Annotated in this window: 10 protein-coding genes; 2 read left to right on the top strand and 8 right to left on the bottom strand. The window is 68.7% G+C overall.

All coding sequences use genetic code 11. The features are described 5' to 3' along the window. Window positions 1-226: 226 nt before the first annotated feature. The 4 genes from ACFYM2_RS25080 to ACFYM2_RS25065 form a co-directional block, all read right to left on the bottom strand. Window positions 227-1,582 (bottom strand): serine hydrolase domain-containing protein, encoded by a 1,356-nt coding sequence (locus ACFYM2_RS25080; protein ID WP_388839237.1) that lies wholly within the window; start codon window positions 1,580-1,582, stop codon window positions 227-229. A gap of 266 nt (window positions 1,583-1,848) precedes the next feature. Then, window positions 1,849-3,060 (bottom strand): cytochrome P450, encoded by a 1,212-nt coding sequence (locus ACFYM2_RS25075; protein ID WP_359005170.1) that lies wholly within the window; start codon window positions 3,058-3,060, stop codon window positions 1,849-1,851. A gap of 1,627 nt (window positions 3,061-4,687) precedes the next feature. Then, entirely contained in the window at window positions 4,688-6,520 is a 1,833-nt protein-coding gene (locus ACFYM2_RS25070; RefSeq protein ID WP_388459878.1) for an FG-GAP-like repeat-containing protein, read from the bottom strand. A gap of 67 nt (window positions 6,521-6,587) precedes the next feature. Further along, a complete protein-coding gene (locus ACFYM2_RS25065; protein WP_359005176.1) occupies window positions 6,588-7,319 on the bottom strand; it encodes a hypothetical protein in 732 nt (243 codons plus the stop codon). A gap of 403 nt (window positions 7,320-7,722) precedes the next feature. Between ACFYM2_RS25065 and ACFYM2_RS25060 the strand changes: the two genes are divergently transcribed. Together ACFYM2_RS25060 and ACFYM2_RS25055 are read left to right on the top strand one after the other, a co-directional pair. Next, window positions 7,723-8,817, top strand: coding sequence for a hypothetical protein (locus ACFYM2_RS25060; protein ID WP_359005179.1), 1,095 nt, complete (start codon window positions 7,723-7,725; stop codon window positions 8,815-8,817). Window positions 8,818-8,859: 42 nt separating this feature from the next. Further along, window positions 8,860-9,363 carry a hypothetical protein gene (locus ACFYM2_RS25055; RefSeq protein WP_388839232.1) on the top strand — a complete coding sequence of 168 codons (504 nt, stop codon included), beginning with the start codon at window positions 8,860-8,862 and terminating at the stop codon, window positions 9,361-9,363. A 53-nt stretch (window positions 9,364-9,416) separates the two neighbouring features. On the opposite strand, the gene ACFYM2_RS25050 is transcribed toward ACFYM2_RS25055, so the two are convergent. The 4 genes from ACFYM2_RS25050 to ACFYM2_RS25035 all read right to left on the bottom strand — a co-directional run bounded on the left by ACFYM2_RS25050 (window position 9,417) and on the right by ACFYM2_RS25035 (window position 13,326). Next, window positions 9,417-10,781 carry an RICIN domain-containing protein gene (locus ACFYM2_RS25050; RefSeq protein WP_388839426.1) on the bottom strand — a complete coding sequence of 455 codons (1,365 nt, stop codon included), beginning with the start codon at window positions 10,779-10,781 and terminating at the stop codon, window positions 9,417-9,419. 295 nt (window positions 10,782-11,076) lie between these two features. Next, window positions 11,077-11,703: a PDZ domain-containing protein gene (locus ACFYM2_RS25045; RefSeq protein ID WP_388839229.1), complete on the bottom strand. Its 627-nt coding sequence runs from the start codon at window positions 11,701-11,703 to the stop codon at window positions 11,077-11,079. Between the two features lie 391 nt (window positions 11,704-12,094). Beyond that, window positions 12,095-12,307, bottom strand: a complete 213-nt coding sequence (locus ACFYM2_RS25040) for a hypothetical protein (protein WP_359005191.1) — start codon at window positions 12,305-12,307, stop codon at window positions 12,095-12,097. A gap of 53 nt (window positions 12,308-12,360) precedes the next feature. Then, window positions 12,361-13,326 carry a YihY/virulence factor BrkB family protein gene (locus ACFYM2_RS25035; RefSeq protein WP_388459883.1) on the bottom strand — a complete coding sequence of 322 codons (966 nt, stop codon included), beginning with the start codon at window positions 13,324-13,326 and terminating at the stop codon, window positions 12,361-12,363. Between the last annotated feature and the right edge of the window lie 85 nt (window positions 13,327-13,411).

The following is a 13,411-nucleotide window of genomic DNA, read 5'->3' as shown; positions in this document are numbered from 1 at the left end:
AGCGCGGGGGCGGCCCGAGTGGGCGGCGGAGTGTGGAGACGGGCTGCGGCCCGTGGCGGCGACGCGACGGGCGGCCGGGTGCGCAGAGCACCGGCCGGCCGGGCTACGCGCGGTGGGCGCGCCCGGGCGGCCGCCGGCGGGGTCCGGGCGCGAGCGCCGGTGTCACGACGCGCGGGCGGCGCGGACGCGGCGGCGCCCGGCGGCCGTGGCACGGGCTCGGGGTGGCTCAGCCGTCGTCGGTGCGGCGCGCCGTGCGTCCGGACACCTGGACGCGTTCGATCCGGCCGGTGGCGGGATCGCGGTGGAAGCGTCCGCCGGGCTCTCGGCGCCCGGTGCCGGGATCGACCAGGTCGTACGACAGGTCCGCGTAGCAGACCAGCGGCAGCGCGAGGTCTCCGTCGATCGAGAGCACCGGTGAACCGTCGGGCCCTTCGGTGACGCGGTAGTCGGCGCCGCCATTGCGGTACGTGCCCCAGCACTCGGGCAGCCGGACCGGTCGCCCCCGCTCGCCTGCGGGGACGGGCCCGGCGGGCACACGTACGCCCGCCAACTCCGCCAGATCGGCGGCCAGTTCGCGCCACAGGGCGGTGGCGCCGCCCGCGTTGCCGGTGAAGGACACGACCACGCCGCTGGTCGGATCGACCCTGAGGTGGCAGGAGGTGCCCTGCGCGTTGCCGTCGTGGCCGCACCACAGGTCGTCGCCCTGCCGGTAGTGGGCGATCCCCAGGCCCCAGCCGTCGGCCAGAGCTCCGGGCCGGGCGCGGTCCTCCGGGCGGAGCATTTCCTTGGCGACCGAAGGCGGCAGCGCCTGCGACCGGCCGATCAGGGCGTTGCCCAAGGCGGCCAGGTCGGCGGCGCTCGCCATCAGGGCCCCGGCCGGAGCCTCGAGCGGTGCCAGGTTCTGCCCGACGGGACGCACCCGTCCGGTGGCGGTGTTGACGGCGTGTCCGGCGGCCCAGGGGCGGGTGGCGGTGCTGTCGCCGACGAACGCGGCCGATGTGCCCAGGGGGTCGAGGAGCAGCACCCGTACGGCTTCGTGCCACGGCATGCCGGTGATCTCCTCGACCAGCCGCCCGGCGGCGACGTAACCGGCGTTGGAGTAGGAGAAGTCGGTGCCCGGCGGGAACAGTGCCTGGGCCGGGGTGCACAGCGAGGTGAGGTACCGGGCCCCGGTGGTCGCGGATGAGGTGTCGGAGTCGGGGCCGGTGGGCAGTCCGCCGGTGTGGCTGAGGAGGTGCCGTATCGACACCTCGGGTAAGCCGCGCAGTTCGGGCAGGTGGTCGGCGACGGGCTCGTCGAGGTCGAGGTCGCCGTCGTCGACGAGGAGGAGCACCAGAGCGGCCGTGTAGGGCTTGGTGAGCGAGCCGAGGGCGACGGCGGTGTCCGCCGTGAACGGTGCGCTGGTGGCCGCGTCGGCGATACCGGTGTGCAGGGAGACGGTCTCCGTGCCGTCGTCGAGGACGAGTTGGGCGCCGGGCACCTTGTGCCTCTCGGCGAGGGCGTCGAGCCTGTTCTGCACGGCGTGGCGCAGCGGAGCCGGCGCGCAGGGGTCGGCAGGGACCGCGGGGACGGTGTAGGGCATGAGAAAGGCGCTCCCCAGTGAGTTTCCTCGTGTACGGGTGGCTTCTCCGGCCGTGGCGAGCGGTGCCGGGCCGGGCGGTGCGAGGACGTGCCGGTCGGTGGCTAGGGGGTGTCTGGTGGATCAGGGTCGGTCAGGGCGCGGCGTCTGGTGCGGTGCATCGCAAGGCGCCGGAGCGTCTCGATAGCGGAGCTATCGGGGCGATTCGGCAACGCCGCGAGGTGCCGTGCCAGACGCCGCGCCCCCGGCCATGGCCCACCAGACACCCCCTAGGTCCTGGTGACTTCGACGGGCAGATGGCGGATGCCGACGATGACGGCCGGATTCTGCGCGACGATGTCGTCGTACGACGGGATCGCCAGGACGCGGAATCGTTCATGCAGCATGCGCAGCGCGATCTTGGCCTCCAGCCGGGCCAGGGGGGCGCCGAAACAGAAGTGGATGCCGTGCCCGAACGTCAGGTGCGGGTTGGGGTGGCGGTCCACCAGGAACGTGTCGGGCCGCTCGAACCGCGCGGGGTCGCGGTTGGCGGCGCCGAGATGGGCCATCACCATGCTGTCGGCGGGCAGTTCGTGGCCGCCCAGGACCACGGGCCGGGTGACGCGGCGCCCCAGCTCGGGGAAGGGGGGCAGCCAGCGCAGCACCTCCTCGACGGCAGGGGGGATCAGGTCGGGGTCCTTGCGCAGTGCGGCGTCCGCGTCGGGGTGACGGTCGAAGGTGACGACGGCGTTGCCGAGCAGGGCGGTGGTCGTGACGTGTCCCGCCACGAGCAGCAGCGCCACGAAGCCCACCATCTCCTGGTCGGTGAGCCGGACACCGTCCACTTCGGCGGCGATGAGTCTGCTGGTCAGATCGTCACCGGGGGCGGCGCGGCAGCCGCGTATGTGGTCCAGCATGTAGCTGTTCATCTCCCGGACCGTCGGAGCGATGGCGGCCAGCGCCCGCTCGAGGTCGGCCATGTCGGGCGCCTCGCCGAGCTGGTCTCCGCCGAACAGAACGCTCGCCCAGTCCTGGAAGGTGCGGTGCTCCTCGGCCGGGATCCCCAGGAGTTCCGCGATGACGATGATGGGCAGCGGATAGGTCAGGGTGTCGACGAGGTCGAAACGGTCCTGGTCACCGACGGACCCCAGCAGCCGCTCGCACACCGCCTCGATGCGCGGCGCGAGTCCTTGGACGACGCGAGGCGTGAAGGCCTGGCTGACCAGTGCGCGCAGCTTGCGGTGCTCCGGGGGGTCCATGCCGACGAAGTTGCCCTGGGTGAAGGTCGCGAAGTCCTCCTGCGTGGGCGCCAGGGAGGAGAGGTCCGAGGAGTAGGTCGCCGGGTCGGCAAGCACGGCGGAGATCATCTCGTGGTCCACGACCTGCCAGACACCCTGCCGGTCGTCGTGCCGCACCGGGCCGGCTGCGCGCAGGTCGCTCCAGCGCCGGGGTAACGCGTCCAGCAGAAAGGTATCGCTCGTCTTGCGGTCGGTGGACACCATGGCTCCTCGACTTGACGGCACGCGGACACAGCCCGTCCGCGTGGGCGCGGCGGGGAACGACGACAGAGCTGTTCGGGGTGCGACTTGGCGATTGGACGCGGGCGTCCGACGGCGCACTGGGCACCCGCAGCACCGAGGGCGGCGGCGGAGGTACCCACGTGGCGTGCGCCGATGAATGCGCGTCAGACGCGCCGGGATCGCGCGCGGATCTCGCTGGACGGGCGTCAACACTTCCTGCGGAAGCAGCGGAGGTGTTCCTGATTCCCGCCCGTGAGCGCACTGGATGCGAGAACTTCACCTGCCATGTCGTATCCCCCTCGGCAATGCTTCCGCGTGACGGTCACGCGGGCACCCCACCAGCACCCGGCCCAACAGATGAATCCATTCCCGGAGCGCGACCACGACGGTACATATTTACCGCTGAGTAAGGGTCAGGATTGGCGAAATTCAAACCTCCTGAAGCCCTGCGCCCCGTCCAAACTCAGCCACAGTCTTCATACAAGGCTCGTTCGAACGCAACCCCACACTTTTAACGCACAGCAACCTTGACTGTTTGTTTACGTCACACAAAGAACAGTGGTGCGCTGCCGTCGCGTAGAGGAGACCACGAACGACCCATAGCTGGTCCATCGGTGCGCGAGTTCCCCGCCGTCGCGGCGACAAACAAGCTCACCGCATGCCTCGCTTCCTTGCAACATCGACTCGGCTGATTCCATGCGGTAGCGCAGGAGGGTCGCACGAGGGCGCATCCTGGGTGTGAGCTGCCCCAATACTCGATGCGGGTGGGGAGTGTCCCGCCTGGCCGATCGGCCGAAAACAGACGGTACTGATTGTGGTGGCTGGAACCGTGCGGACGCTTTCAGCCTCGCCGCCTCAAGCGCCAAATCCCCGTCGCGACGATTACACGCCATTGCGTGACGCGTTTTTTGCCATTAACCCTGCGTCACCCCAGGAATGGCCCGCCGCAATTCGTCTGCATCAGACACATGAGCCTGAAGTAGACGTCGACGGGAGGTGACCGGTAGGCAGGGAGCGGCCCCCATAACGACCCCTTGAAAACGCGCCCATCCTGGACATAGCGGCGGAAGTGTGGGGGTTACGGGTGCTCCGGACACCGCACGTCGCATGTCGCCGCACCGAGCTGGCGGATGGGTGTGACGCCCGAGACTGCTGGAACGGGCTGGCGCTGGGGGCCGGATGCCGGATCGACGGCGGCGGCTGGGTGGTCGATGAGGTGGAGCTCCAGCACGATCGCGTCGTCCTGATCAGTACGGAGGGTCGGACGGAGGACGGGACGGTCAGCTGGCTCAGGCAGCACCGTCCTGAACCTCTGGCGACGGTGGAGGCGTCCGGCGGGAAAGGACGGCGGGCCCAGCCGCAGGCGCTGGCGGACCCGGCACCGATCGAGCTCCAGTTCCCGGTTCCGCGCCAACACGGCCGCCTGGCGGCCGAGCACGACCGCGAAGGAGTCACCGAGCTCCGTGACGGTCACCCGGCCGCGGCCCGCCCGGGCGGGCCGCGAGCCGCGTACGACCCGGCCCGCACGACGCTGATGCGGCGCGCAAGACCAGGGCCCGGGAGCTGGCCGGCCCCGACCCGCCATGCGACTGCGGACGTCCTTCGGGGGCTATCGGGTCCTGAAGCGGCGGAAGAGGTTTCGGGCCACATACACGCCGGGGCCGCCGAAGCCGATGATGTCGACGCGCCCGTCACCGGTGATGTCGGCGAGGAAGCGGGGGTGGTGGTCGATGCGCCAGGCGCCGGCGTCGTCGTTGTGTCCGAAGCCCCGGCACACCAGCTGGGCCTGTTCGAACCGGCCGTCGCCTCGGTTGTGCGACACCCAGACCCCTTCGTCGCCGAAGCCGATGATGTCGGGGTTGCCATCGCCGGTGACGTCGGTGAGGAAGCGGAGGTGCTTCTTGCTCGTCCACCCCTGGGCGAGCCCGAAGTCGTTCAGGACGAGCTTGGAGGGCTCGAACGTCCCGTCGCCGCGCCCCCGTCCGACGACGACGCCCTGCGGGCCGAATCCGACGATGTCCACGGCTCCACCATCGGTGATGCCGGCCAGGAAGCGGGGGTGTTCCTCAGCCGTACTCCACCCCTGGTCGACGCCGAAGTCGTCGAGGAGGTACAGAGGTTCGGCGAACGTGCCCTCTTCGTCCTGGAGTGACACCCACACGCCGTCGTCGTGGAAGCCGACGATGTCGACGCGGCCGTCACCGGTGAGGTCGGCGAGGAAGCGGGGGTGCTTGTCGGCAAGCCAGCCACCCGCCTTCTCGTCGCAGCCGAACGCCCGGAGGTCTGGTTCGTCGGCGAGGGGCGCGAACGTGCCGTCCTCGTCCTGGAGGGACACCCACATGCCGTCGTCCCGGAAGCCGACGATGTCGAGCCTGCCGCAGCCGGTGACGTCGACGAGGAAGCGGGGATGCTTGTCGGCGCGCCAGCCGCCGGACTGCTGGCCGTGTCCGAACGCTCTGACGACCGGCTCGCCGCCTGCGGGTGCCAACGTCCCGTCCTCGTCCTGCGGGGACACCCGGACACCGTCGGCGCAGAGCATGACGGCGTCGGGCCTGCCGTTGCCGGTCATGTCCGCGAGGGTCCACAGATCCTTGGGGCTCGCGGAGGGCACGGCCGGGAGCAGCACGCGCTCCTCGTCGAACGTGCCATCGCCTCGGCTGGAGGCTGTCACCACCCCTTTCGCGGGTTTGAGCGCGACGAGGTCCGCTCGGCCTGTTCCCGTGGTGTCGGCGAGGAACCGGTCACCGAGCCCGCCCCACCAGCCCGGTTGCCCGCTGGGGGAACGTACGGCTCCGGTGCTCCTCCACCCGCCCGCATCCTGGCCGCTTCCGAACTGCTCGAGGACCAGCAGCATGTCGCTGAAGCAGGGCGTCGCGCCGGGCGCCGGCCGCAGCGCGACCGAGCGGGCCAGCCGCCATGAGCGGCGGCCGTTCCAGTGGCTCAGCGGCGCCCAGCGCAACACGGGGTCGCTGGTGCGCTCGGGGTCGGCCGTCACGAACCGCCAGCGCTGGCTTTCCGCGCTCTCGTCGTACTCGCGCAGAACGACCCGCGTGTCCTCGGTGCCGGGATCGTCGAGGTCGAGAACGGCACCGTCGGTCGCGACTTCGATGAAGTAGAGGCCCGCTTCGCCCTCGACGGGGACGACGTGCCACTGCTGGCCCCTGTTGCCGGCTGCGGCATCCCACTGCCGGACACCGTGGTCCGCGGCGGAGTTGTCGAGCACCTGGCCGCTGACCGCGTTGCGGATCACATACCCCTGGTCGTCCTGTCCTTGCGCGGCCCCTACGGGGGTGAGCTGCCACTGCTCCGGGCTCGGTCCGCCTTCGGGAAAGTCGCGGACGACAAGCGTCCCGTCCGCACCCGGCACGGCCTTGACACCGAGAGGCTGCCCCGTGGCGGCGTTGACGATCTGTTGTTTCAGTTCTTCCGTGGGCACGGGCATCGTTGTGCCTCTTCCAGACGGTTCGGGCAGGGGCTCGGCTCGGACGCGATACGGCGGTGGCGGCCGCTCACGTGAAGACGTGGTGGTAGGGGACGCTCCACTCGTTGGGCAGCCGCGGGTAGAACGTGTTGATGACCGTCCCGGTGAAGTCCCCGCCCCAGTTGTAGGTGAGGCGCACCTCGCTGTCGGCCGCCACCGCGTGGTCCTTGAACCCGAGGATGGCGTCGGGGTGGGTGATCGGCACGAACGTGATCCCGCCCCACGGCGTCACCGTGACCACCCAGAGCTGGGTGTCCTCGGGCGCGCCGTTCTGCCCGCGCCACTTGTCGCCCACCTTGTCGGGCAGGCCGACCTGGACGGTGTCGGCCGTGCTCTCGGGGGCCTCCTGGTGGACGGTGATGCGCCGGCGCTGCGGCTTGGGCGCGCCGTCGTCGCCGCGCCCGGCGTCGGCCGCGCCCGGGCCGGTGCCCGCGCCGGCGGGTTTGGGCGACACCTGGCCCGCGGCGCTCTCGATGAAGTACAGCGGCCGCTGCCCGAAGAAACCGGCGGGGGTGATGTGCCAGAGGTGGCCCTGCGCCTCCTTGGTGTCCGGGTCGAGCACGGTGGCCAGCTTGACCCCCTTGTCGTGACTGTCCTCCTTCAGCTCGGCAGGCCGCAGGTAGCCGCCGTTGAAGGCGTGAACGAGCATGACCGGCCGGTTCTCGACCAGCGCGGCCACGATCGCGTTGTCGTAGCTGTTCACCGCCACCGGGCCGCCGACCACCAGATTCGACATCGCCGTGCGTTCTTGGGTGTACATCGCGGAAACCTCACCTGTTTCTGATGGGGAGAACAATGCGCAGGGCGCTCGCCGCATTGGCCGTTACTCGGAATTACCGCAAACCAAACCGCTCTCTACCGAAACAGCTAAAAAGAGTAGGCACCCTGACCGAATACCGCCACTCGAATAATTCATGGCCACGGCGCATACGGACAGGACTCTCGGAGAGCTATCGGCGGAGTGATCGGCAGATCTGAACATACCCGCAATTACGCCCAGCCAAGGATGGCAAAACGAATCTGTTCACTCGATTGAGCGTGATGTACCGAGATCTCTTTTCGGGTAATTAGGATCGTGATAGCGTCGATTTTCCGACAACGCACGCAGGGCCCGTTTGTATTGCACCGGGCACGGCTCTGCCAGAATCGGCCGAGGACGGGGAATGCCTTCCACCGCGTACAACCTGGAACGTTTCAAGCGTCATCCGCTGACCAAGAAGAACCTGCGGGAACTCAACGTCGACCTTCAGTCGATCGTGCACCACCCCAACCTGGTCTACACCGACAACTACGGGGTGCCACACCACCCCGTCGCCGTCTCCATCAACAAGTCGAGTTCCCAGCATTTCCCTGGGTCCGCGTTCGATCTGGGGTGGCTGGCCTACATGAACCTCGGGGAGCCGCTGATCGAGGAGCGGTGTGACATCGCCCAGCCCCCGCCCGACACGTTCTCCTCGCGCGTCTACGTCAACCGCAGCCAGACGACGAAAATGACCTTCACCGACTCCGTCGACTTCACCGTGTCGAACGGCATCACGTGGTCGCTCCACGGGGACGCCAAACTCACCTTCGGCGGCAGCGTCGGCGCGCAGTTGCAGTTGCAGCTTCAGAACCAGCTCAAGCTGGACCTCCAGGCGCAGCTCGGGACGCAACTGCGCAACGACACCGCGAACAAGAACACCAACACGGTGACCAACAAGAACAGCAAGGACAGCGTCGGCGTGGACAACGCCAACGCCACCGAGACGGCCGCGACGAACTCGGCAGGGAACTCGTCGACGAACACGGTGACCAATTCGGTGGCGTTCACCACCCAGGGCAGCGCCACCGGCAACGCCTCTCTCAACGCACAGCTCGCGCTGGGTATCGCGGCCTCCGTCGGCGGCTCCCTGACCACCAGCTGGACCTCGAAATCGCAGATCTCCGGCGACGTCCCGGCGGACTCCCGCGTGGAAACCATCGCCACGCAGCGGCGCACCCACAAGCACTACATCTACGAAATCCCGGTGACTTTCTCCGGGTTCCTCGCGGTGAGGTACGCGGTGCCGGTGCCGGTCCTGTCTCCCCCGCAGTCCAGTAACCCTCCCGGCCTTGACTACGTGGTCGCCCACGACATCGGCGACATCGACCTGGCCGGCGGCAAAGGCTTCCGCATGAAGGGACTGGCCGAAGTCGTCTCCGTCCTGGACGTCCACCACACGATGTTCAACCACGAGAGCCTGACCTACAGCCAACGAGCGCTGTACAAGGACATCTGAGCGGGCGGCGTGGCGCCGCTCCCACGACCAGGGGTGATGACCATGGTTTTCGACAACATCTTCGGCTTCGCGAAGAACAGCGCGGGGCTCTTCTCCGTAAAGGCCGACGACGTCGAGCCGCAGCTGAGTGCGGACCTCGACGTTTTCGAGGGCGCCAAGGACGACACGTACGACGACAAGAGGACGGACCTGCTCCCCAAGGCGATCCACGGGGCTTCCTCCCGGGCGAAAGTCGTACAGGAGCAGTCGCCCGAAGCACGACTCATCCTGGGCTTCCTCGGCTCCTTCATCGAGACCACCCAGACATCAGCCACCACGCAGACCCAGCACCCCCATGCCGGCTCCGTGTCCGACGCGGCCTCGGCCGGCATGAACCAGGCCAGCGCGACGGTGCAGGACCTCAACGGCCTGAAAAAGGACGAAGACCTCGAGGACAGGCCGAAGAAGAGCGACTTCACCAAACCACCCAAGACCCCGGCAACCCCCAAGGCAGAAGAAGCCCCCAAGGCGCCGAAGGCAACCGCCGAAAACCCGCCCAAATCCTAGTAATTCCGGGTCACCGGGGGCAGGGGCAAGACCGCCCCTGCCCCCTCTTCGCGTCACAAAGGCAACAGCTGCCACTGCCGTGCCCGGTGATCACCCTCCGCCTCGTCCTGCTTGATCACCGCACGGGCGTTGGTATCGACTCGCAGGAGCAGACCGCTGTTGTGGTTCGCGATCTCATACACCCGCGGAACGTCCCTCGCCGAGCCCACCGGGATCAGCCGCCACTGCTGATGGCGCGCGTCAGCACCTTCACTGCCGCGCTGCGCGACCACAGCCCCGGACCTCTCCTGCGCCCCGACGACCTCCAGGACCTTGCCGCTGCGTACGTTCTCGATCCTGTACAGGACATCGCCGTCGTCCTGGCCCGCAGCGACCAGCCGCCACCGCTGGTGGTCCCTGGACGCGGCGAGCAACTGCTGCACCTCGGCCCCATCCTTGGTGGACTCACGCACGATCCCCATGCGCAGCCTGCTGCGGACGTTGGCCCAGGACACCACCGTGCCCGACTCGGGCAGCCCGGCCATTTTCGCCGACGCGACCTTCCGGACCCGATTGTTGACGTAGTCGGCGATGTAGAGGGCGTCGACGCAGTCGACAGCGAGCCCAAGCGGGTAGTTCAGCTCGGCCGAAGCGGCCGGCCCGCCGTCACCACCACAGCCGTCGGCGCCTGTTCCGGCGACCGTACTGATAGTCCCGTCGGCCGTTACCTTCCGGACCCGGTGGTTGTTGTGGTCGGACACATAGAGGGTGCCGGCGCTGTCCACCACCACCCCCAGGGGGCAGTCCAGTTGAGCCGAGACCGCTGACCCACCGTCCCCTGCGAACCCCGCAGTCCCGGTCCCCGCGAACGTACTGATCTTCCCGTCAACCGTCACCTTCCGGACCCGGTTGTTGTCGGCATCAGCGACGTAGACGTTGCCCGCACCATCCACCGCCACCCCATGCGGCGAACTCAGACGAGCCGAAACCGCTGACCCACCGTCCCCTGCGAACCCCGCAGCCCCGGACCCCGCGAACGTACTGATCTTCCCGTCAACCGTCACCTTACGGACCCGGTTGTTATCGGCATCAGCGACGTAGACGTTGCCCGCACCATCCACCGCCACCCCATGCGGCGAACTCAGACGAGCCGAAACCGCCGGCCCACCATCCCCATCGAACCCCGCGGCCCCGGACCCCGCGAACGTACTGATCTTCCCGTCAGAGGTGATCCTTCGGACCCGGTGGTTGTCGGAGTCGGAGAAGTAGACAGTGCCGGTGCTGTCCACCACGACCCCGTACGGGCGGTTCAACTCAGCCGAAACGGCAGGCCCCCTTTCCCCTTTGAACCCAGGGCTCCCAGTCCCGGCGACCGTCCTGATCGGAGGAGCGGAGTGCTCACCATGTGCGGCTGCCGCGGCGGCAGTGCTCATCGTCATCCCCTTCGTCTCATCGTTGGCCCGCCCGGTATGGACGGTCATCATTGAATGACAGACAGTCACAAGTGCGTGAGGGATCGTGAGGGATGTGGGCGGCGGCAAGGGCCCACCCGGCCACGCCCCGCGCAATCCTCTCGTGAGACTGAGACTGAGACGGCGACGTGGCTGGAAGCTCGGCGCGCGTGTCAGCCGCTTTTCTGGCGGGCGGCTGGGACACGACAGCCCAAGAACCCGCTCAACGTTGCGTCGGGCGATGGATCGCGCGGACGCCGACCGCCGGGCTGCGCTGAGGTAATCACTGATCGATCGTGTATTGCAGGGTCATGGGAGTGTTGTTACGCCTGATGTCCACGGCCACGGTGGCCCCGGCTCGCTTGCTCGCGAGGGCGGCGTTGAGGGAGGCCGGCGACGTGACGGGCTGTCCGTCGACGGAGGTGATGACGTCCTGGACCAGGAACCCCGCGGCGGCGGCATTCAAGTCGGGGTCCACGAACCGGACTCGGGCACCCCCTCCCCCAAGGACGTTGCTGACGTACCCGCCAAAGGCACCCGGGGTGCCCGGGGTGATGTTGACGTCCAGAGGTACCGTCACGCCTTCGAAGGTTAGGTTCCCGCTGAACTGTCCGCCCGCTAGGGGCGCGTCAACGTCGGCGGCAACGTAGACCGTCCAAGGCCGGATCCAGATGGCGCGGCCTCGGATGTCAATGGTGGCGGACGAGCCGTCGGAGGCGATGGACACCGGGCAGGCGAGACCCGTGCAGCTCCAGTCCGCGTGGGTGATGCGGGTGTACTGCGGGGCCTGGATGGTGACCTGCCCCGGGCCATGCCACTGCCCGTCCGGTGGGAATTCGACGGGCTTGGCCGGCCCGGGGGCGTCCAGGTCGGGGACCGTCGACGGAGGAGTCGGCGCTCGGAGCGCCATGGTCGCGCCAGGCGTGACCGCAGCGGTTGCCGCGTGCGTCATCCCTCCGACCAGCAAACTCGCCCCAAGCGCGAGCACCGCACATGCCGCCATGGACCTACGCATGGACCCTCCCCAACCCTTGCGACTACACAGAGTATCCGTCTGGTAGCACACGATAATCGTGCCCAGTGGCAGGATCAATTGGGCATGGGTTAGTCATATAACCCACTTTTGGGGAGCCGTGGAAGAACACGCCAAAGCGCCCGTGGGTGTCGAAGTCGGCGCCGGTCACCAACGGGTGCGTGGACGGCGGCTGCCCAGGGCGCGATGGCAGGAGCAGTGCGGGCGGGTACCGGGTGGCCGGCGTGGATCACCACTGCCGCCACCGTCCGCGCCGAGGCCCGACCGCCTACTCGGGGCCGGCGTGCTTGCCTGGTTCGATGATCTCGTCGAGCACCGTACGCACGGCGTTGAAGACCCTTGCCCTCTCCGCGTTCGCGGACGCTGATCCCTCCGTGTCCGCGTCAGTCTTGAGGGCGAGCCGGTCTTCTTGTTGGAGCGCCCAGTCGCGGGCCCTTCGAATACGCCGCAGGAGTTCGTCCGCGTCCACCGTGTCGGCCATGGGCTTGTTCTACCCCGTATGCCCGGTGGTAGCCATGGAGCCCGCCACCGGCGTCATCCGTCGGCCCCAAGAATGTTCCCCTGGGCGGTCCGGCCCCCTGGCGCGTTCGGCCGCGCCTGCGGGATCTCCGGGTCCGTCCGCGGCACACCATCCTGGTCGCCGCGCCGTACGGCGTTGAACTGGGCCCCGGCGAGCAGGGCCAAGTTGCTGAACCACAGCCAGACGAGGAAGACCACCACGCCTGCGAGCGAGCCGTACAGCCGCGTGTACGAGGCGAAGTGCCCGGCGTAGATCGCGAATCCCGCGGACGCCACGAACCAGAGCACCACCGCGACCACACCACCCGGCAGGCCCCGGCGCACGCCGCGCACCTCGGAGGGCCCCGTACGGAACAGCACAAGCACCAGGACCGTGACCACGCACAGCATGACCGGCCAGCGCAGCACGGGCCACGTGCCCAGACCCCCCACGCCGAGCAGCGCAGCGACCCGGCGGTCGAGCGGCCCCGAGATCACGATCGCGGCCGACCCCGTCAGGAGCAGGGCGAGCAGAAGGAGCGCGGTGGCCACGATGGTGTGCGCGGTACGCAGCGCGGGACGGCAATCCGGGAGACGGTTCATGGAATGCAGCGCCCGGCGGAAGACCGCCAGATAACTCGTCGCCGACCACAGGGCACTCACCGATCCCGTGACCACCAGCAGCCACACCGTGGACTGCGCCGCCGTCATCTCCCGCAAGGCCTCGCGCAGGGCGACGGCCGACTGGGCCGGCGCGTAGGAGGTGAGCTCATCGATCAACCGGCCCGTCGCCTGCGGGGCTGCCAGCCCTATGACGGAGACGGCGACCAGAAGCGCGGGGACGAGAGCAAGGACCGCGTAATAGGTGAGCGCGGCCGCGCAGTCGGAGACGTTGTCGTTCCACATCGCCACCCCGGTCGCACGCAGATCACGGCCCCATGCTTTGAGCAGCGCGGCGGCGTGTGGGCGTCTTTTGCCCTCGTGCGGGGATGCTGGGGACAAGGAGCTCTCTCTTCGTGCGGCGGCAGGTGATGGGCGGGTGCCCCGCCAGGGCGTACCTCACGCCACAGGGGCGGCCCGTTGACTT

Source organism: Streptomyces sp. NPDC006711, assembly GCF_042869775.1.
Classification (GTDB): Bacteria; Actinomycetota; Actinomycetes; order Streptomycetales; family Streptomycetaceae; genus Streptomyces.
The sequence above is the reverse complement of the archived record's forward strand: the minus strand, read 5'-3'. Positions and strand labels throughout refer to the sequence as shown.

Excerpts from the sequence above, each read along its gene's own strand:
- ACFYM2_RS25070 (WP_388459878.1), bottom strand. The coding sequence starts at position 6,520 with ATGCCCGTGCCCACGGAAGAACTGAAACAACAGATCGTCAACGCCGCC.
- ACFYM2_RS25075 (WP_359005170.1), bottom strand. The coding sequence starts at position 3,060 with ATGGTGTCCACCGACCGCAAGACGAGCGATACCTTTCTGCTGGACGCG.
- ACFYM2_RS25065 (WP_359005176.1), bottom strand. The coding sequence starts at position 7,319 with ATGTACACCCAAGAACGCACGGCGATGTCGAATCTGGTGGTCGGCGGC.
- ACFYM2_RS25040 (WP_359005191.1), bottom strand. The coding sequence starts at position 12,307 with ATGGCCGACACGGTGGACGCGGACGAACTCCTGCGGCGTATTCGAAGG.
- ACFYM2_RS25060 (WP_359005179.1), top strand. The coding sequence starts at position 7,723 with ATGCCTTCCACCGCGTACAACCTGGAACGTTTCAAGCGTCATCCGCTG.
- ACFYM2_RS25080 (WP_388839237.1), bottom strand. The coding sequence starts at position 1,582 with ATGCCCTACACCGTCCCCGCGGTCCCTGCCGACCCCTGCGCGCCGGCT.
- ACFYM2_RS25045 (WP_388839229.1), bottom strand. The coding sequence starts at position 11,703 with ATGGCGCTCCGAGCGCCGACTCCTCCGTCGACGGTCCCCGACCTGGAC.
- ACFYM2_RS25050 (WP_388839426.1), bottom strand. The coding sequence starts at position 10,781 with ATGACGATGAGCACTGCCGCCGCGGCAGCCGCACATGGTGAGCACTCC.
- ACFYM2_RS25055 (WP_388839232.1), top strand. The coding sequence starts at position 8,860 with ATGGTTTTCGACAACATCTTCGGCTTCGCGAAGAACAGCGCGGGGCTC.